13 protein-coding genes and 2 pseudogenes are annotated in these 17,235 nt (G+C 64.2%); 10 read left to right on the forward strand and 5 right to left on the reverse strand.

From position 1 onward, the window contains the following. On the forward strand, nt 1-384 hold the full coding sequence (locus KBY77_RS11650) for a hypothetical protein (RefSeq protein WP_255104566.1): 384 nt from the start codon (nt 1-3) through the stop codon (nt 382-384). A 10-nt stretch (nt 385-394) separates the two neighbouring features. Here the strand turns inward: KBY77_RS11650 and KBY77_RS11655 are convergent, their stop codons facing one another. After that, nucleotides 395-733 carry a hypothetical protein gene (locus KBY77_RS11655; RefSeq protein WP_255104568.1) on the reverse strand — a complete coding sequence of 113 codons (339 nt, stop codon included), beginning with the start codon at nt 731-733 and terminating at the stop codon, nt 395-397. Next, nucleotides 733-1,116 carry a hypothetical protein gene (locus KBY77_RS11660; protein ID WP_255104570.1) on the reverse strand — a complete coding sequence of 128 codons (384 nt, stop codon included), beginning with the start codon at nt 1,114-1,116 and terminating at the stop codon, nt 733-735. Before KBY77_RS11660 ends, KBY77_RS11655 begins: the two co-directional genes overlap by 1 nt. Before the next feature lie 311 nt (nt 1,117-1,427). Between KBY77_RS11660 and KBY77_RS11665 the strand changes: the two genes are divergently transcribed. From KBY77_RS11665 to KBY77_RS11685, 5 genes are all read left to right on the forward strand, one after another. Continuing rightward, entirely contained in the window at nt 1,428-1,988 is a 561-nt protein-coding gene (locus tag KBY77_RS11665; RefSeq protein ID WP_255104573.1) for a sigma-70 family RNA polymerase sigma factor, read from the forward strand. A 313-nt stretch (nt 1,989-2,301) separates the two neighbouring features. Beyond that, entirely contained in the window at nt 2,302-2,487 is a 186-nt protein-coding gene (locus tag KBY77_RS11670) for a DUF4326 domain-containing protein (protein ID WP_255104575.1), read from the forward strand. Nucleotides 2,488-2,505: 18 nt separating this feature from the next. Beyond that, on the forward strand, nt 2,506-2,631 hold the full coding sequence (locus tag KBY77_RS11675) for a DUF4326 domain-containing protein (RefSeq protein ID WP_255104577.1): 126 nt from the start codon (nt 2,506-2,508) through the stop codon (nt 2,629-2,631). Between the two features lie 65 nt (nt 2,632-2,696). Further along, the gene (locus KBY77_RS11680) at nt 2,697-2,969 is read left to right on the forward strand and encodes a hypothetical protein (RefSeq protein ID WP_255104580.1); all 273 of its coding nucleotides are present in this window, start codon (nt 2,697-2,699) and stop codon (nt 2,967-2,969) included. A 131-nt stretch (nt 2,970-3,100) separates the two neighbouring features. Further along, entirely contained in the window at nt 3,101-3,412 is a 312-nt protein-coding gene (locus KBY77_RS11685; RefSeq protein ID WP_255104582.1) for a hypothetical protein, read from the forward strand. Nucleotides 3,413-3,473: 61 nt separating this feature from the next. Here the strand turns inward: KBY77_RS11685 and KBY77_RS11690 are convergent, their stop codons facing one another. Further along, nucleotides 3,474-4,661: a hypothetical protein gene (locus tag KBY77_RS11690; RefSeq protein WP_255104646.1), complete on the reverse strand. Its 1,188-nt coding sequence runs from the start codon at nt 4,659-4,661 to the stop codon at nt 3,474-3,476. Nucleotides 4,662-4,740: 79 nt separating this feature from the next. Here KBY77_RS11690 and KBY77_RS11695 point away from each other — a divergent pair. From KBY77_RS11695 to KBY77_RS11710, 4 genes and pseudogenes are all read left to right on the forward strand, one after another. Further along, nucleotides 4,741-4,918, forward strand: a pseudogene (locus tag KBY77_RS11695) (tyrosine-type recombinase/integrase); the annotation flags it as partial. Nucleotides 4,919-5,103: 185 nt separating this feature from the next. Then, nucleotides 5,104-6,264 (forward strand): HNH endonuclease, encoded by a 1,161-nt coding sequence (locus tag KBY77_RS11700; RefSeq protein WP_255104584.1) that lies wholly within the window; start codon nt 5,104-5,106, stop codon nt 6,262-6,264. A 1,075-nt stretch (nt 6,265-7,339) separates the two neighbouring features. After that, the gene (locus KBY77_RS11705) at nt 7,340-7,723 is read left to right on the forward strand and encodes a hypothetical protein (RefSeq protein ID WP_255104587.1); all 384 of its coding nucleotides are present in this window, start codon (nt 7,340-7,342) and stop codon (nt 7,721-7,723) included. A gap of 123 nt (nt 7,724-7,846) precedes the next feature. Then, nucleotides 7,847-8,416, forward strand: a pseudogene (locus KBY77_RS11710) (zincin-like metallopeptidase domain-containing protein). 24 nt (nt 8,417-8,440) lie between these two features. Here KBY77_RS11710 and KBY77_RS11715 read toward each other — a convergent pair. Together KBY77_RS11715 and KBY77_RS11720 are read right to left on the reverse strand one after the other, a co-directional pair. Then, nucleotides 8,441-10,636 carry a UvrD-helicase domain-containing protein gene (locus KBY77_RS11715; protein WP_255104589.1) on the reverse strand — a complete coding sequence of 732 codons (2,196 nt, stop codon included), beginning with the start codon at nt 10,634-10,636 and terminating at the stop codon, nt 8,441-8,443. Next, nucleotides 10,633-17,187: a DEAD/DEAH box helicase gene (locus KBY77_RS11720; RefSeq protein ID WP_255104591.1), complete on the reverse strand. Its 6,555-nt coding sequence runs from the start codon at nt 17,185-17,187 to the stop codon at nt 10,633-10,635. The genes KBY77_RS11715 and KBY77_RS11720 overlap by 4 nt, the downstream gene beginning before the upstream one ends. Nucleotides 17,188-17,235: the final 48 nt, after the last annotated feature.

The following is a 17,235-nucleotide window of genomic DNA, read 5'->3' on the forward strand; positions in this document are numbered from 1 at the left end:
ATGGCAGGCAACGACCCGAGCGCAGCCCAGAGCCGGAAGCCCAGCTCCGATGCGGCAGCGGTTGCAAGCGATCGAGCCAAGAGCGATCAAGGGAAGACTGCCGGAGGTCGGCGCTCAGCCTCTGCGGGGAAACGCCGCTCGAGATCACCGTTTGACCGTGAGCGCTTCATCTTCAAGCTGCTGGCCGTCGTGATCCTCACCCAGCTCTTGCTCTACACCGTGGCGACCGGAGTCTGCGGAAATGTGGCCTACAGCCGGCGCCAGCAGGTCGCCGATGTCTGCCCTCGCGTTCTCGATCAGGTGACAGCGAGCTTTGACGCCACCATGAAACTGCTGGTGGCTCTGCTCGGTGGTGCTGCCCTGGAGCGTGGCAGTCGTCCCTGACAGCGGCGGCTCAGAGCAGGGACGTGCCGGCAGCGTTGATCGACGCAGCAGGGGGGTTCGCACGATCAGCAGCAGCACGCGGATCGAACAGGCGAAAGAACAGGCTCAGGTCCTCCCCTGCCCAGCTTTCACCTGTGACGACCTCAAGCTTGGTGCGCACGATCTGCTCCAGCTGGGCGCCGTTGCACTCCTGCAGCAGCGCCGGCAGGTAGGGATCGAGCTGCGCGAACACCAGCGGCGCCACCTTCAGGATGCGGCGCTGCACAAACCGCTTGGCGATCGGTTTCAGCAGGGCCTCGATCAGACCCAGCACCAGAAAGGTGATCGCCAGATCAAGCAGCCAGCGCATCAGCCTTCACCCCACTTGCTCGTACGGGTTGTTCCTGTGGCTTTCTTCGCTGGGGTGCGCCGCCCTGGGGTAGGCGGCGGATCAGAAGCAGGACTGGGCGACCTCGCCGTGCGAACCCTCGCCTGCGGTGCCTGTGGCGGCGAGATGGAAGCGGAAGGGAGAGAAGAACTGGCACTACCGCTGCGGCCGTTGTCCATGAAGTACGTCGCAGCCGACTGGCCGACCAGGGCAATGGCAGGCAGGGCCAGTGCCCAGCGGTTCTCGCAGTAGGTCTGATCCACCGCTCGCAGCTCACACACCCCCACGTAGGTCATCAGCGCCAGGATTTCGGCGCCGACCAGCGCAAGGATCGGGCCGGTGGTGCCGGAAGGTGTCGAACCCATCAGTGGGGCGTCAGCAGTGCCTACCTCCTGTTGCCACGATCGGCGCCCAAAGGCTGGGGGGCCAACGATCCGCGCCGAGTGGCAGACGGTCGAGATCAACAGACAGGGCAACCAGCGCCCATAGCCACCAGCCACCAACAGCTGCATCAACCCTCAGCCAGGGATCGGCGCCGCAGCAGGCCACTCAGCGGGTCGGACCCAGTGGAACGCTCATCGGCGGGTCGGGGCGGGCTGTCCCTCGTCTCGTCCTTGCTCAGCTTGGCCTCCTCCTGCGTCGGGGCCTGGGGTCGCGCGTCCTTCGCCAGCAGGCCATGGCCCGCACCTCATCCCCCAGCGATGCCGTCATCCACCAGTTCCTCTCCCTCGCTGATGTCCTCGCCTGCCGCTTTCAGCGCCGCTTCCCTGATCTGATCGATCGGGAAGATGCCAAGCAGGTGGCTCGCCTTGAGCTGGTCCGCGCGGCCCGTTGTCTCAAGCCCGATCTTCCGCCCGTTCCCTTCCTCAAGGTGCGGATCGAAGGTGCCCTCCGTCATCACCTCCGCGATCACGGCCGCCTGGTGCGTGTCCCTCGCCGTGAGCACGAGAAAGGCACCTGCCCCTTCTCCCACAGCAGCCTTGATCTGCTCAGCCCCTGCGGCACTCCCTGGCTCGATTCCATCCCCGCTCCGGAGGCAGAAGATGCCGCTGTGGATCAAAGAGCGCTGGAAGCCCTCCTCGATCGCCTGCCCGCCGCAGAAGCGGCCATCATTCGCCTCCACCTGCTGGAAGGCCGGTCCCTGCGGGCCATCGGCCAGGAGCTGGGGATGAGCACCATGAGCGTGCAGCGCCGGGAGAAAGCCGGCCTGGCGCGGCTCCGCCAGGAACTGGCCTGAGGGCCCAGAGGGCCGAGGCCAGCAGGGCCGCCACCCGGCGGCCCAGAAAGCCTTAAACAACGGCGGAACCTGTTAAAGCCTTGGCCCACCTGCTTACACGAGGCAGCGACAGGTCAGGCAAACAGCAACGGACAGCACAGCCTTAAACAAGTCGGCCCAGGCCAAATTCGGCCACCGGGCAGCAGCTCCCCGATTTTCCCCCGATTTTCGGGGAGCTCAGGGCAGATAGCCCGCGCTTCGAGCGTCCATGGCTGCCCCGTTGCCTCCCCCCATTTTCGCTTCGCGGTGAGGGGTCGTTCACCGGGGCTTACCCATGGAAATCACGATCGGCAAAGCACAGCGCGGGCTCTCAGATCCTCTGCCCGGTCAGGCCTATGTGGGCCGGCCCACGGCGCTCGGTAATCCGTTCGCCATCGGCCGCGATGGCAGCCGCGCAGAGGTGATCCAGCTTTATCGCGCCTGGTTGTGGCAGAACCTGCAGCAGCCAGGCTCCCCGTAGCGCAGGGCGCTGGAGGCGTTGCTGCAGCACGCCGTCATCGGCCGCTTGGAGCTGCTCTGCTGGTGCGCCCCGCTGGCCTGTCACGCCGAGGTGATTCGCTCCGCTCTGCACTGGCTCGCCGCACAGAAGCAGGGCGGCGGCTGATCACCGCGGCCGATGGCGAAGGCAAAGCGCCGTGGCAAGAGCAAGCGACAGCAGCAGGAGTCGCCATGGCGATCCGCAAGCCCAGAAGCAAGGCCAGATCAGCGGCCAAAGCCAAGACCAAGGCAAAGGCCAGCAGCTCCGATCTGGCCGTGCCCAGCAATGCCGCCATGGAAAGGAAGCTGCGGGCTGAGCAGGCCAGGTGGCAGGCAGAAGAGGATCTGCGCACCCTCCGCCGCGCCGAAGAAATCCGTCAGCAACCCCAGCGGCTCAAGCAGGCCTCACGGCTGGCCGATCAGGAGGTCCGGGCCTTGCAGGCGATCCAGCGCAAGGTCCGCTGACAAGCCGTGCCGGGATGCCGCAGTCTCCGCCGGGGCAAGGGCTGCGCAAGCGGCTCCACTGCGTTCCGCCGCCCTTGCCTTCCCGGCGGCGTTGCGGGCGTCCCGTCACCGCGCCCCTGGCGCCTGGTCCCATGTCAACCAGCCTCGCTGCAATCACCCGGGAAGATCCCGTCGCCCTGGTCGAGTCCTGCCACAGCGCTCTCACCTGGATCCTCCGCAGGCACCAGGGCAAGCCGATCCCCCGCTTCTGGATCGATCATCCCTATGGCGAGGAGGAAATCACCCTGCTGGAGGAGGAGCTGCTGCCCGCCATGGAGCAGTTCCTTGCCCGCCTTAAGGAGATCGATGAGATCCTCCTGGCGCAGCAGGAGCTCATGGAAAGGTGCCAGGCGGAGGCCATTCGTGATGGCGCACTCGCCGCAGAGCCGCTCGCCGCAGCCTGAGGCCTTCAGGGGCTGGCAGCCGCCAGCCCTCTCGGGGCTCTGCCCCCTCAGGCCCCGCCTGTCACCAGGGTTTGCCCTTGCGCAGGTAGGCCTCCAGTTCCGCCTTGCGGATCACTAGGGACTCGCGGTTGTTGCTGATCTGCACCAGGCCACCGGTGAAGGAGGCGGTGACCCGCCAGGGGCCGGGTTCAGCAGGCCCCGCCGGGGCTTCGCCCAGTACGGCTGCGAGCGCGTCTCGTACTCCAGCCATCGAACATCTTGCTTCTCCACACCTCTTGCCAGAACGGATCACCAGGCGGAGCTGGCTGGGTGATTCGCCAACACCAAAAAGGCCGTCTGCGCCTGATCTGGAACAGATTGGAGCGATTGCGGAGGTGGGTGTGCTGACTGATCGCCGTGCACTCGCCCTGGTCTTTGGACTGGGGCTGATGGCGCAGGCGTCGCCTGCTCGCACTGACGAGGTGATCGGCCGTCCTGGCGACGGCGGGGTCATCACGGTGCGGCCGGCCACGCAGCACGACAGCCGCCAGGGTCTGGGTCTGGGGCGATTCGTGGGCATCTCCGGCCGGGCCGGGATGCGGGGCCAGGCCAGCAGGGCGGCCAGATCGTGCACCTTGAACTCCGTCACGGCGTTGGAGTCGATGCGGCCGCAATCGCTGTTCTCGCTCCAGTAGCGCACCTGACCCACCGGGCAGGGCGGCAAGGGATCCGACAGCCGCGGCGTGGTGATCTCCACCACCACGCCGGGGTCACGTGCGGCGATCACCTCATCCACCTGCTGGAACAGCGGGTACATCTCGCCCCGCTGCATCGCCACGGTCTGGCTCGTGCCGCCCATCTTGCCGGAATCAAGCCCGTTGGAAAAGGCAACCAGCAGATAGCAATGGCGCACCAGGAACACCCCCTGGCGGCCGTAGCAGCGTGGATCGAAGGGGTCTCGGGTTTCACCACGGCGGGGCTGGGGCAGCGCGAGTTCCGTGCAGTTGCCGCCATCGAGCACGGCATCGGAGGCGCTGAGCAGGCGCTCCAACCGCTCACGATCAAGGACGTTCTGCGGATCGCCGTTGAGCGGAAAGTCTTCTTCTAGGTAGATCTGGCGGGGTTTGGGCAGGGCACCTACCAGCTGATGATGAGGAGCCTCGGGTCGCTGCTCGCGTTCAGAAGTGATCAGCTTCAGAAACACCTCCGCAGCTTCGCTGTCCACTCCCGCTGCCAGACCATTGATCAGCAACAGCGGCGTATGGGGCAATGCCTCAAGAAGTTCACGGATCAGCGCCCGGAAACGCTCACGCAGGAGCGGTAGATCCTGGGGCTGCGGATCGCGATGGCCGGCGACACCTCACACCTTTCGCCATTCGTTTGCCACCCACCTGCTGGAGCGGGGGGCAGGACATCCACACGATCCAGGAATTGATGGGGCACAGCGATGTAAAGACAACGATGATCTACACGTATTTGCTGAATCGAGGGCCACTGGATCTGAGCAGCCCTGCCGACCTTTTGTAACAGCAGGAACGGCCTTATGCGGATCCGCCTATGAAGCCGTGACATGTGAAGGTTCTAGGCTGCTTTTGCGCGAGGACAAGGTTTTCGCGCTGCTGCACTCAGGCCGAGCCGCTCTTATGCTGCCAAGAGAAGCAAGATGCCGGTATTCACTGGATCCGCCCATTCAGCGTTAGACGTCAAAATCCATGGCTGAGCAGTCATTCACCGCTGTCGAGAGAGAAGCGATAGCCCGAGCGCATAGGGGGCGGTGTGCATACACCCGGGAGCTTCTCGACATGAGCAACTTCCATATCGACCACGTCTTGCCCGAATCCTTGGCCGACGATCCGGCCGAGTTGGAGGCCACCCTGAGCAAGCTTGGGCTCGGGAACGACTTTGATCTTCGTGGCTGGGAGAACCTCCTCCCCTGCCGCCCGGGAGCCAATCTTCAGAAGTCAGCAGTCGTTTTCGATCCTGCACATATCCACTATTTCTTGGGTGTAGCAGCAGCAAAGAAACCGGACGTTGGCGCAAATCTACAGTTGATCGAACGCAGGAGGAATCGTGGGCGAGCGATTCTCCTTCTTCAGCAATGCTTAGAGCGTGGAGAGCTATCGGCGGGCGAGGTCTCCGATATCTTGCAGCAGTACGAAGAGGCACCGGAGGCGATATTCGAGCTGCTCGAGGGAATGCGCTTTGCAGATGCTGAAGAAATACGCTTGGTGGCGCGCGCAGACCTCGAGTCCTTGCGTGATCGGCCGATTCGGTTTGGTGAGAACACGAAGATCGAGGGGGTCACGCTCACAAACGACGCGAACGAAGAGCGCCTCGTCCGGACTTGCAGAGAATACGACGAAGCAGTGGCTGCGGGGTTCTACGCGCTGACCACCTTCGCTATGAAGATGTCGAGCTCGCTTGAGCACCAGTGTGGTTTGCTCAATGCGTTGCAACATGCCTCCACGCCGAGTGCGAGCTACATATCCAAACCTCGAGCAAGCATTCTCGATTTAAGTCTCGTCCCGTATTCGTTCTTCCCACAGATAGGCGAACTCGACCCTGACGAGGATCTCAGTGGGTCCTACCAAGACAAAGTAGACGAAGGTTCGCTGGTCATCAGGCGCGTCTCGCATAACCTACTCCAGATCGTTAGGCCTGGCGGCATGGGGCAGCAACTTGTAGAGGTAGCGCGTGCAGACTTCAACGGAGACGGTCTCGAAGACATTCTGCTGTTCGAGTATTGCTTTGCAACTGAAGGCACCTTGGGATGCGGTTCTGTCCGAATCATCACGAGAACATCCTCGACTGGAATGTTGGAGACGATTTCTTCTCCTGTATCGCCAGGAGTTGCGTGGCGCCATGACGCCTAACAGTTCGTTCGATGCGGACACGCACCCGCAAGGCGCCGCGAGCCGCGTGAATTATCATGCGTCCCGAGGCGCTTTTGCAGGCGCGTGACGGTCAACTCCGGCGTTAGGCACACAATCAAAGAAATGCTTGAACTTCCCCTCTCTGTTGAGTCAAGATGCATCTGGCCTCAGACACTTCGGCCCAATAGACATGACACGTCTGAAAAGGAGTCTTTTGAGAGCTGGTGGACCCAGCACCAAGGTACATTGTCAAATATATGCATGCCCATTGCAGAGCAATGGATCTACCGGCACTGGGATAATAGCCCATTCGGCTTTCTCCCTCTTGACACCCTAACATGGGAGACCCGAACGTATTCTTCTGAGGACTTTCTTGCAAACGTGCATTTCTTTTTTGGAGGTCCTGCAGAGCCTGGATGGGATTACAAGGTCTTTCACGGGGTGAGTAACGGGGATGGCATGCCATTACAGACCGCTAAAGACTGGGTTAATGGAACATGGTCTTTCCCCCCAGTCGTCCTAGATACACGCAACGGGTTTCGATGCACTACAGGAGATTTTCCGTGCACTCGGCTTTTGCTGGTAGAAGGATCGAAGCGGTATCGATATTTGAACGCACTTCATTACAGAGGCATGAGCGGTGGTCCGCACGAATTCTTTTTGATCCGCAGCCCGCTATGCGAATAGCAAAGAGGTTTGTTGATAGCCAAGTATCAGGAGTCTTTAAGCAGCGTAAAGACACGAGAGTAGGACAAGCAGATGATTCTGGGATTGCGCGCGCGAGGGGTATGTTTCTAGTGATGAAGGAATTACACAGGACGCGAAGGATGGCGGCTTGAGCCAAGGAGAGCTTGAATGTCATGGATCTTTGAGCGAGGGGGCGTCTTAGCTTTTTGACAATCCTGAAGACGCCCGTGGCACTTGGGCTGGCTGTCAGCGTTACCCCACAAGGCGTCTAACATCAAGATGCAGAAGGTTGGAGCGAAGCTATCTTCCATGTCCAGGTGATTTGCCCGCTTCTGATCTTGAGCCTAGGCCGCACAGGATATCGATGATGAGCAAGTTGGAGACGCCCATGACCCGCTGGTACTGGCAGCAAGTCGGGGGGACGCTCATTGAGGAGTTTTGCGCTGTGTCCGGTTCACCATCCTGTGGTACCCGTCTCCTCGACGGCGTTCTCATCAAGGGAGGCGAGCTTCGGATCGCCCGACAGACGGAGGTGAAGCTCAAAGGCCAAGACATCGTCGTCATCCAGACCAAGGCGGGCCGATTGGGAATGTACGTAATGGGACAGGCGTTCTTCTCAGCGCAGCTCATGCAACGATTCGCGCCACGGTCGGTGGAGTCGGTGGCGCTCGTTGGCCAGGACGATGAGGTACTCCGTCCCCTGTTCGAGCAGTACCCGGGGATGCATGTTGTCGTGTGCCCCGCCGACGTGATGAGGCGCCAATCAACCTGATTGACGCTGGACAGCGAGGAGCCAGGCGAAGGCGGTGAAGTGACCCTGCGCAGCTGGGCCAGCTACCGCCCGGTGGCCGTCTGCAATGCCGCCGATCTGGAGGGCCCGGCGCTCCCTGGCCTGGTGGAAGCCCGCAAAACAGCGGAAGGAGTTGAGCCCAAGCCGGAGCCACAGCGCCTAGGAGCAGCAGAGGCCGTGCTGGATGCCTGGCCGGTGCCGGTCAGCTTCGGAGGGGATCGCGCCTGCTATCTGCCCGGCATCGATCGGATCCAGATGCCCGATCGCGCCAGCTTCCACTCAGCAGCCGCGTTCTGTGCCACCTGGGCCCATGAGCAGATCCATTCCACCGGCCTTGAGTCCCGCCTGAAACGTGATCTTGGAGGTGTCTTCGGGAAGGCGCACTATGCCCGTGAGGAGCTTGTCCGGCGACAATCTGTTTGAGCGCCCGTCAACCTGATTGACACGGGACAGGAGCTGGTCGCTGAGGTGGGGGCGGTGCTGCTGGTGGATCGGCTGGAGATCGGCAGCGAGATCGAGAGCCATGCCGCCTATCTCGGCCACTGGGTCGAGCTGCTCAGGGAATCGCCCAGGGTGCTGTTCCAGGTGCTCAGCGAGGCGCGGCAGGCGGCGGATCTGATCTGCCTGGAGGTGCCTGGGCAGCTAGAGCCAGAAGGCGAGGCACATCCCGCCTGAATGCTGCGTGCTCTGCCCCGTAGCTCAGCCTCCCGGCGTCAGAAATGACGATGGCTTGCCGCTGTAGGTCACGACCACCCTTTTCTTCGCTCGGGTGGCCGCCACATGAAGCAGGGATCGCTCCTGCTGCTCGAACAGCTCACGCGAGACCTGATCCGGCCGCCGGTTCAGCTCCACGCGGTAGGGCATCTGGTCGGCCGTGAGCCCGGGGATGAAGACCTGGTCAAATTCCAGCCCTTTGACGCGATGCATCGTGGCCACCCGCAGGGCAGGATCGCTGGGATCATCGGCTTCATTGGCCTCAATCAGCCGAACGGAGAACCCCGCCTTTTCCAGGGCCTGGGCGACCCGGTCGCGGGCCTTCTTGGTGCGCAGGGTGACGCAGGTGGAGGCAAGGTTGCCTCCGACCTGGTGGAGCTGGGTGAGGGAGTCCTGTAGGAAACGCTGTTCGTCAGCCGGGTCCTCGAAACCCCGGAGCACGGGCTTCTCGCCGTGGAGCAGCGAGCGGTAATCGCTGCTGGGGTCGTTGCCGCCATCAAGGTCATCGAAGTCGATCCCCTCCAAGACAGCAGTAGCCCAGGCGCGGGTCTCCTCGGTGGTGCGGTAGTTGATCCGCAGCTTGCGGGAACGACCGCGCACGTCGATTCCGCAGCGGCTCAGGACAATTGGTTTGCCGTAGATGCGTTGGTGCGGGTCGCCCACGATGAAGAGGTCGTTGGCATGGGGCTCGCCTGCCAGGACCCGGATCAGCGAGAACGAGGCGACATCGAGGTCCTGGGCCTCATCCACCACCACCGCCACGTAGCGCCTACCCTGGTCGGCATTGCGCAGCAGATCGGTCGCTGCGGTTTTGGCCTCTTCTGGTTCCCAGAGCCCGCGCTGGCGGAACTCAGCGCGCAGGGCATCGAACACCGGCCAGATCTGAGCCCGTTGCTGCTTGCTCAGCCGGGTGCCGCGGCCGATTCTCCGGGCCGCCAGGTACTCGTCACGAGTGCGGCAGCCATTGGCCAGCACCACGTCTTTCCACTCCTCCCGGTAGAAGCGCTCCTCCAGGCCCAGGGCGGGGTCCGCCACATCCATGGCGAGGCTCCAGCAGGCATCACGGGCTTCGTCGTTGAAGACCCGCACCTGAAGACCCTGGTTCTTGAGGAAGGTCATCACCCAGCCATCGAGGTGGATGACCTCGATGCGCCGGAGCTCATCCGGGCTGCAGATCTTGGCGAGGTTGCTGCGGATGTCGGTGGCGAGGTTGCGGGTGAACGTGGTGAACAGCACCTGGCCCGGGGCACCAGAGGCGAGTAAGCGATTGGCCAACCAGCGGGCGCGATGCATGGCCACCACCGTCTTGCCTGTGCCGGCGCCGCCCAGAACCCTCACCGGGCCGTTCCAGTCGCGATTCACCAGTCGTCGCTGGCTGGGATGCAGGAACACCCGCCACTGCTCGAGCGGGGCCGAGAGCATCGCCTCCAGCTCGTCATCGTCGGTGATGACGAGAAACTCCGCCTGGCTCTCGGGTGTGGCCAACGCCGTGGCCACATCCTCGGGATCGATGTGGGCGGGCCGCTGGCGCTCCAGCTCCTCGATCACGGCCTCGATTGGCCTTCCCTCTGCGAGCAGGATCAGACCATCGACGCAATCCTGCGGAACCCATTCGATCAGCCGCGCCAGGGCTTCCTCGGTTTGGATTGCTCGCACCGCGGGGAGAAGGGCCTCGGGAACACCGAGCAGCATGAGCTGGTCATCGTCGCAGTGGGCGAACAGGGAAGCCGGGTCTGCGGCGGATTGACTCTCCGGGAGCGTGGTGGCGCTGGCGGCTGCAGCAATCGCGTCGGTGCCGGCCGTTGCGCTCGCATCCCCCACGGCGCTCTCAGCCGCCTCGACATCGACGATCTGCAAAGCACCAGACACGCGGTTCACATGGCAGGTCTTGCGCCGTGCCCAGGCATAGGCCTCGTCGTGCTTGTCGATCCAGAGCAGCACGTAGGTGTCTCCCTGCTCGGGCGCCCGCAGGATGCAGCGGATGTCCTGATCGACCCGGATCGAGCGGATCAGCGGATCCTTACCGCCTTCGATGCGCTCGTAATTGAGGCCAGGGCTGCGCGGATTGTCGCGGAACTTGGAGACGAACGCCGCCACCTTGCCGCGAGCCTTCTCCGGCAGCTGGTTGAGGGCCTTGAGGAATCCAGTGGACAGGGCAACGGTGATGCGGGATTCGCTCATCGGGGGAGGGGGACGGGGCAGGACTGAAGGCGTTCGATCAAGGCGCTGGCCGTCTCATCGGGTGGGTCCTCAGCCAGCCAGCATTGCCAGCCAGCGGCCTCAAAAGCTGGTTGGTCGCCTGACTCCAGCACCAAGGCCAGGCGCTGTTGAGGCCAGGCCAGATCGGCCATCGGCCCAGCAACGTCTCCTCTGGCTCCCTCCAGCTCGTAGCCGAGATCCGGGAAGGGGATCTTCTCTTGCAGGAGCAGATCCCGCAGTTTCTCGAGAACGGACCTTGATGCAGGTTCCGCCAGATCGAGAGCCTGATCCCATTGGCGCTGCAGCTCGGGGTTGCTGGCTGTGGCTGCTCCCCCGCCGCTGGCTCCCGCCAGTCCAGCCACCCACACGGTGGGGGGGTCCACAGCGGCGGTTTGTTCCGCTCCGGACCAGCCAGGTGTGGACAGGAGGAAATGGGGCAGGAACTGGAAGAGGTTGCCCTGACGTAGCCACTCCTGCCAGGCGGTCTGCTGCTGCTGGTCCGAGCTTGCGGGTTCGGGATCGAAGTGGATGATGCGGAGGCTGGCAGCAGGGTGCCGGCTGCCATGACGCGCCTGATCCAGCAGGTTCAGTGCACTCAGCCCAGGAGCGATGGCCAAGAACTGGCCCAACCGACGACCAGGCTCGGTGCCTTGCCACTCGTCAACGTGATCGGCTAACGCCTGATCGGCGATGGCCGCCTTGATCTCGGTTCCATCGAGCGCGGTGGCACTGCCCTGGGCCAGGCAGAACAGCTGCGCCAGCCCCTGCCACAGGCTCTCCGATGGGTTGGCCAGGTAGGCCATCAGCAGCTGCAGACTGTTGGCTCCCTGCACCTCACGGGGCATCAGCAGTGGTGGCTGAGGAAGGCTCTGGAGCAGCGCCTCGGGCCACCAGCGATCGGTGAACTTCTCCGGGCTGGTGGCGAAGGCCGGCACCACACCCACCGCCAAGCCATTGGGTTCGAGAGGGGTCTGGGCGCTGGGCAGCTTCTCGACCACGTCGGTCCAGCTGAGCGACCACACCAGATAACGGCCGCTGCGCTGAAGGGCCATGCGCTGGCGGGCGTCATCGGCGAGGCGGCCACGGTGGAACTCCCAGCCGTCGGTGTAGATGGCGATCGGCTTGCCGCCGGCGGTTGGGGTGAGCAGGAAGTCGGCGCGGGAGAACTCCGCTACGCCCTCGCCCTCACCCAGGGGCACCTGCTGCTCCACCTTCCAGGTGTTGGCCACCTGACCACTGCCGATCTTGAGCAGATAGCCGATGCGGCCATGGATCACGTCCTGCTTGAGCACCACCGGCAGGCCATCAGGGGCACCCTTGCCAGTGCGGAGGGCCTCGAGGAAGCGCAGCTCCAGTTCGCTTTCGGCCCGGCTGTTGATCGTGATCTCAGAGAGGCTGCGGTCGGTGGCCTGCAGGTCGCCCCAACGGCGCAGGATCGCCTGCAGCTGCTCGATGGCGCGGCGCTTGCTGGTGCGCTCGCGATCGAAGCGCTGGCGGTACATGAAGATGCAGCGGTAGCAGCCGTTGCTGCAGGGGCAGGCCTGCAGGGCTGCGAGCGAGCCCTGGAACACCTCGCGCAGGTCCTTGCCGCCCTGCTCCATCAACTGGCGCACATAGCCCGTCCCGCCGGGCACGGAATCAAAGAGATAGAGAAAGGTTTTGCGCTGCTGGCTGCCGGGCTGGGGTTCTTCTCCGAGGGCAGAACGCAGGTGGTCCACCTTGCCGCCGAAACGATGGCGCAGGCCCAGATGCAACGCACCCACGAAGGAGGGCTGGCCCTCTTCATCCCAGAAGCTGGCACCTGGCAAAAGAAAGCGCAGCGCTTCGGAGTTGAACTCCCGATACATGAACAGGAGATTGCGGAGCTGGGCGTTGTCGGGCTTGTCGCGGTAGGTACAGGCCCAGGTGTGGTTGGAGGCCCTGGCAGGGCCGCGCTGCACCTTGCCGCAGCTGCGGCAGAGCTCGAAGCCCCTCACCCGTAGCCCCTTGCCGGCGATGTTGTGCGTCGCACCGATGGGGGTGAGCTCGCCAAAGTTGATCTCGCGGAAGGTGGTGCTGGCCAGGTATTCGGCACCGAAGGGAAACTCCTCGTCGTCCACCGCCAGGGAGATCTCGCGGCGGGCCAGATCGGGAAGGATCAACAGTTCGCGGTGGAAGAAAAGCGGATTGCGCTCGTCGGTGTCATCCCCGAAGCGACTGCGGGCGTCTTCTGTGGTGGCCTGTACCTGGCGCAGGCGGGCCATCTCCTTGATCTGGCCGTGGTCGGCGTAGCCGCTATGGCCGCAGCGGGGGCATTCCTTGCGGTTGTAGTCGTCGTCGGTTTCGCGGCAGGCGAAGGAGCAGGAGGGGCAGAACCGCCAGCGCTCCGTTTTGTTGAGGTTGGGATCGATCTGATCCACCTTCACCCGCCGGCCCTGGGCATAGAACTGGCCGTCGGGCACCAGTTCACGGATGGCCACGTTGGCCGGCCTCTCGTAGCTGAGGGTCGGCAGCTCCTCAGTGCGCCTCGGGCCACCGCCGCGAGCGGGCAAGCGGCGCCAGAGCACTGACTTGAGCGTCACGCCGGCTTCCGGGAAGGCGTAATTGGGCAGGAAGCCCTCGTCGGTGAGCATGGCCAGCAGGGGTCGGCCATCGAGGTCCTTGCGCAGCTGGTTGTAGGCGATCTGTTCTCGCCGGATCGAGTCCTTGTCTTCCCGCTGCTGGTCCAGCAGGGATTGCTCCGGAATGGCGGCGAGCTTATTGAATCGCTCGCGCAGTTTGGTGGCCTCGCTCCGCAGGCGCTTGCGCTCGGCAATCAGCTCCTCGAGCCGCCCGATCAGGCCCCTGGCGTAGGGCGCAGCGAAGGCACCGGCCTGGCCGGCATCAGGGGAGCTGAGGAAGTAGGCGCGCAACTCCTGGCGGCTGTGTTCCTGCAGCTGCTCATCGAAAAGCCCCAGGAAGCGATCGAGCAAGGCGGTCTGTTCGGTGCTGCACCAGCGCAGCCAGGTGTAAGGGAAGGCTTCGGGGATGACGGCCTCCTTGCCGGCCTGCTCCACGGCATCGAGCACGGGCTTGAGCTTGCGGGGTAATGCTTCCGCGGCGATGCCGCTCTGAACCCAGCGATCGATCGTGTAAGCCAGCAGCTGGCGTTTGAGGATCGCGGCGGCGTCGAGATAGCAACCTGGCGGGCTCACCAGGCCCTGCAGCATCTCGTTGGGGTCGGAGAAGAAGTAAAGGTCGTGGGCGGTGCCGGTGACGATGGTGCCGACCAGGGCATTGCCATCGCGGCGGCCGGCGCGGCCGATGCGCTGCAGGTAGTTGGCAGGCTCAGGTGGCACAGAGGCCAGCAGCACGGTGGAGAGATCACCGATGTTGATGCCCATCTCCAGGGTGGAGGTGGCCGAGAGCAGGTTGGGATCGCTGCGGTACTTGCCGCGGATGAACTGGGTTTCCAGCCGCTCGCGGTCCGGGCGTGCCAGCAGACCGGTGTGCTCGCGGGCCACGATGCGGTGCACCTCACCGCGCTCGTAGAGCCGGCGGTAGAGGGGCAGGCCAGAGCGTGGATCGAGGCGGTAGTGGCCCAGACAGTGGCGCACCAGGCAGGCCATGCCATCCCACACGGGCAGCTGTTCGGTGAGCACGCTCTGCCCATCGCCGCAGCAGCCACAGCGCACCAGCTGGGGCTGGGCTGTGACCAGCAGCACCTGGCGCGGAATCGCCCAGATGCGTTCCCCGCGACCGCCAGAAAACTCCTGCAGCAGGCCGGCTCCCGTGAGGGCGGCCACAACGGCATTCAAGGCTTCCTTCTGTTGTTCGGCGTCGAGGGGCGTGCTGGCCTCCAGCGTGCGCGTCAACCAGTGCTGGCTCCAGGTGGGGCGCCCCTTCTCGCGCACCAGCTGCTGGAAGTTGCCTTTGCCGCGGTGGCTGGTGAGAAAGATCGGCCGGGTAGAAGAGCGACCGAACTTGGGGGTGTGCAAGATCTGGTTGAACTTGAAGGTGTTCTCCGCTCCGCTACTGAGGTACTCAGACCCTTTGTCATCCAGTCCCACCAGCTCGTGAACAGCGATGGCGCCGCGCTGGCGCAGTTGATGCAGCAGCCCCACCACCAGCTGCTGCACCTGGGGGATGCGTGCGTTGCGCAGCGGTTCCACCTCGTTCTGCAGGCGGCTGAGCAGAGGTGCCAGCAGGGCCTGGATGCGGGCTGGATCCACACAAGCGGCCGCCGATCCGGCCTGCTCCACCGAGGAGCCGAGGCGTGAGCGGTAGCCAAATTCAGCGGCCACCTCCCAGCGAAGGCGCTCGCAGATGGTGCGCACAAGGAAGCTGTCGGTGTCGAGGGCCGGTATGTCCTGGTGCTGCAGGGCATCCCAATCCCTCAGCCACTCCAGGTCGGCCGGCAGGAAGGTGGCGGCGAAATCCACCGGGTTCGGCAGTTCCTGCTGCCAGCGGCTGATCAACTGGTCTTGAAGCTGATCGAGGAACAGAGGTCCGGTTTCCTGCAGGGTGCCGGTGAGAGCCGTGCGGAAGGAGGTGCGATAGGCGCGAGCAGCGATGAAGCCGGCGCGATGGGCGGCGTCCTGCACCGAATCGGAGAAGGCCAGCAGCTTCTTGTCGCCGTTGAAGGCGGAGGCGAACAGCGCGGCGCTCCAGGTGCTGGTGAGGTTGGCGGCCGACGTACCCACCAGCAGCAGGCCCTGCTGGGCGTTGCAGTAGGGGCAGTCACGGCTGATGCGGGGATGGTTGTTCTCATCGAGATAACCGCAATCGGGCATGTCGACCAGCAGCAACTCGCGGCTCTGGCAGTTGAGGCACACCTCCTTGAGGTCTTTCGGCGCGTGGATCGAGAGGCAGTCGGCACAGAGCACCTTGAGGCTGGCCGCTTCTGGTGAGGCGTCTGGCTGAAGGGCGCCAGGTTGGAAGGGTCGCTGAGGGAAGAGGTAGCGAACCTCCGGTTGACCGGAGAAGTAGGCCTTGTAGAACGCGCGCAGGTTGCCGGCACGATCGAGGCGATGGCTGCCCTGGTTAAGCAGGGTGGAGCTCCAGGCAGTGGCGCCGCAGTCCCGGCAGTGCACCACGGGCAGATGGGCGCCGCTTTCCTTGCCGGCAAGGTCGTCAGAGTGGAGCAGCTGGGGCTCGGCCTCCACCGAAGCCACCATGCGCTTGAGCTCCCGGAGCCACAGCTGCACGCGCAGGTTGAGCCAGGGCACCACGACGGGCGTGCCGTCGAGTTTGGCGGTGGTACGACGGGCATGGGCGAGCAGGGCCAGCAGGCTTTCCAGCAGCAGCACCCTGTAGGGCATAGGAAAGCGATCCCCGAGGCCGAGCTGCCGGGAGAAGCGCACCAGCAGCTCCTCGATGGAACAGCTCGTGGCGGCCTGGCGCACCAGGTTGTGCACGGCCGGCAGGGTGCCGAGCCGCAGACCCAGTTCAAGGCGCCAACCCTCATCAGCCACGTCATCGCCTGGCGCTGGCGGCAGGGTGTCGCCTAACCAGAGCTCCGCCTGCTTCTGGATGTAGGCGTCGGCGCTGCTGGCGTGTTCAGGATCCAAGGCCTCCAGCGCCTCGAGTCCTGGCAGCGGTAGGGCGAACAGGCCCTCCTCGCCGAAGGCGGTATGGACGGTGAAGAACTCCTCTGGGCTGAGCCGTTCTTCCTCGATCAACGAATCCGGCTCGAAGCGGCTGGCGAAGATCTGCCCGGCGTAGTCCCGCATCGCGCCCCGCGATTCGGGGCCACCCAGGGTGGCGGAGGTGCCGACGCACACCAGTTCGTCGCCCGGGCAGTGGAGACGATCGCGCAGGCGGCGAATCAGGCAGGCCAGGTCGGTGCCCTGGGCGCCGTCGAAGGTATGGAACTCGTCCACCACCAGGTAGCGCAAAACGCTGGTTCCATCCGGCAGCTGGCCGTTGTGCTCCCACAGGCTCTGCACATGGGGCTGTAGCAGCAGGTAGTCGAGCTGCTTGTAGTTGGTGAGCAGGATGTCGGGCGGAGCCTTGTGCAGAGCGTCCTTGTCGGTGATCACGCTGGTGGCGCTCATCGCCGCCGTTGGCGCGTCGTCGGAGGAGCCGATGTAGAGGCCAGCACGCAGGCCTGCCAAGGAAGGGGTCTCAGCAATCAGCTGTGCGATGCGGCGGGCCTGATCGGTGGCCAGGGCATTCATCGGGTAGATGAGAATCGCCTTGATACCTCGCTGGCCCTGGGCGTGCTGCAGGCGGCAGTGCTCCAGCAGCGGCAGCAGGAAGCACTCGGTTTTGCCCGAACCAGTGCCGGTGGCCACCAGGGTGTTGCGGGGCGTGCCGGGCAACAGCCGGTCGAAGGCCTTCTCCTGGTGCCGGTAGGGAGGGAACGGCAGCGGGATCTGGGGGAACCAGTCGCGCCCAGAGCCCTGGTGGAACGGCAGCGCCACCGACACATAGGGGCCTTTGAGTATTCGCTCGCGATCAGCGAGAAAGCGATCGATCAGACCCGCGAAGCCCGGCGTGGTGGGGTGGAAGGCAGTACGTATCGCGTCCTTGGCGACCTGCTCCAGCTCTGAGGCGACAACAGAGGGGAGCATCGAGCCTGAGCCTCGTACCAGGCGTTGGGCCCAAGGTAGGGGGGACGA

Source organism: Synechococcus sp. Cruz-7E5 (assembly GCF_024345995.1).
GTDB lineage: Bacteria > Cyanobacteriota > Cyanobacteriia > PCC-6307 > Cyanobiaceae > Regnicoccus_A.

What these genes read in the sequence shown, in the direction of transcription:
- KBY77_RS11685 (WP_255104582.1), top strand. Translation starts at nt 3,101, where the DNA reads ATGTCAACCAGCCTCGCTGCAATCACCCGGGAAGATCCCGTCGCCCTG.
- KBY77_RS11665 (WP_255104573.1), top strand. Translation starts at nt 1,428, where the DNA reads ATGGCCCGCACCTCATCCCCCAGCGATGCCGTCATCCACCAGTTCCTC.
- KBY77_RS11660 (WP_255104570.1), bottom strand. Translation starts at nt 1,116, where the DNA reads ATGGGTTCGACACCTTCCGGCACCACCGGCCCGATCCTTGCGCTGGTC.
- KBY77_RS11670 (WP_255104575.1), top strand. Translation starts at nt 2,302, where the DNA reads ATGGAAATCACGATCGGCAAAGCACAGCGCGGGCTCTCAGATCCTCTG.
- KBY77_RS11715 (WP_255104589.1), bottom strand. Translation starts at nt 10,636, where the DNA reads ATGAGCGAATCCCGCATCACCGTTGCCCTGTCCACTGGATTCCTCAAG.
- KBY77_RS11680 (WP_255104580.1), top strand. Translation starts at nt 2,697, where the DNA reads ATGGCGATCCGCAAGCCCAGAAGCAAGGCCAGATCAGCGGCCAAAGCC.
- KBY77_RS11700 (WP_255104584.1), top strand. Translation starts at nt 5,104, where the DNA reads ATGGCTGAGCAGTCATTCACCGCTGTCGAGAGAGAAGCGATAGCCCGA.
- KBY77_RS11650 (WP_255104566.1), top strand. Translation starts at nt 1, where the DNA reads ATGGCAGGCAACGACCCGAGCGCAGCCCAGAGCCGGAAGCCCAGCTCC.
- KBY77_RS11655 (WP_255104568.1), bottom strand. Translation starts at nt 733, where the DNA reads ATGCGCTGGCTGCTTGATCTGGCGATCACCTTTCTGGTGCTGGGTCTG.
- KBY77_RS11720 (WP_255104591.1), bottom strand. Translation starts at nt 17,187, where the DNA reads ATGCTCCCCTCTGTTGTCGCCTCAGAGCTGGAGCAGGTCGCCAAGGAC.
- KBY77_RS11705 (WP_255104587.1), top strand. Translation starts at nt 7,340, where the DNA reads ATGACCCGCTGGTACTGGCAGCAAGTCGGGGGGACGCTCATTGAGGAG.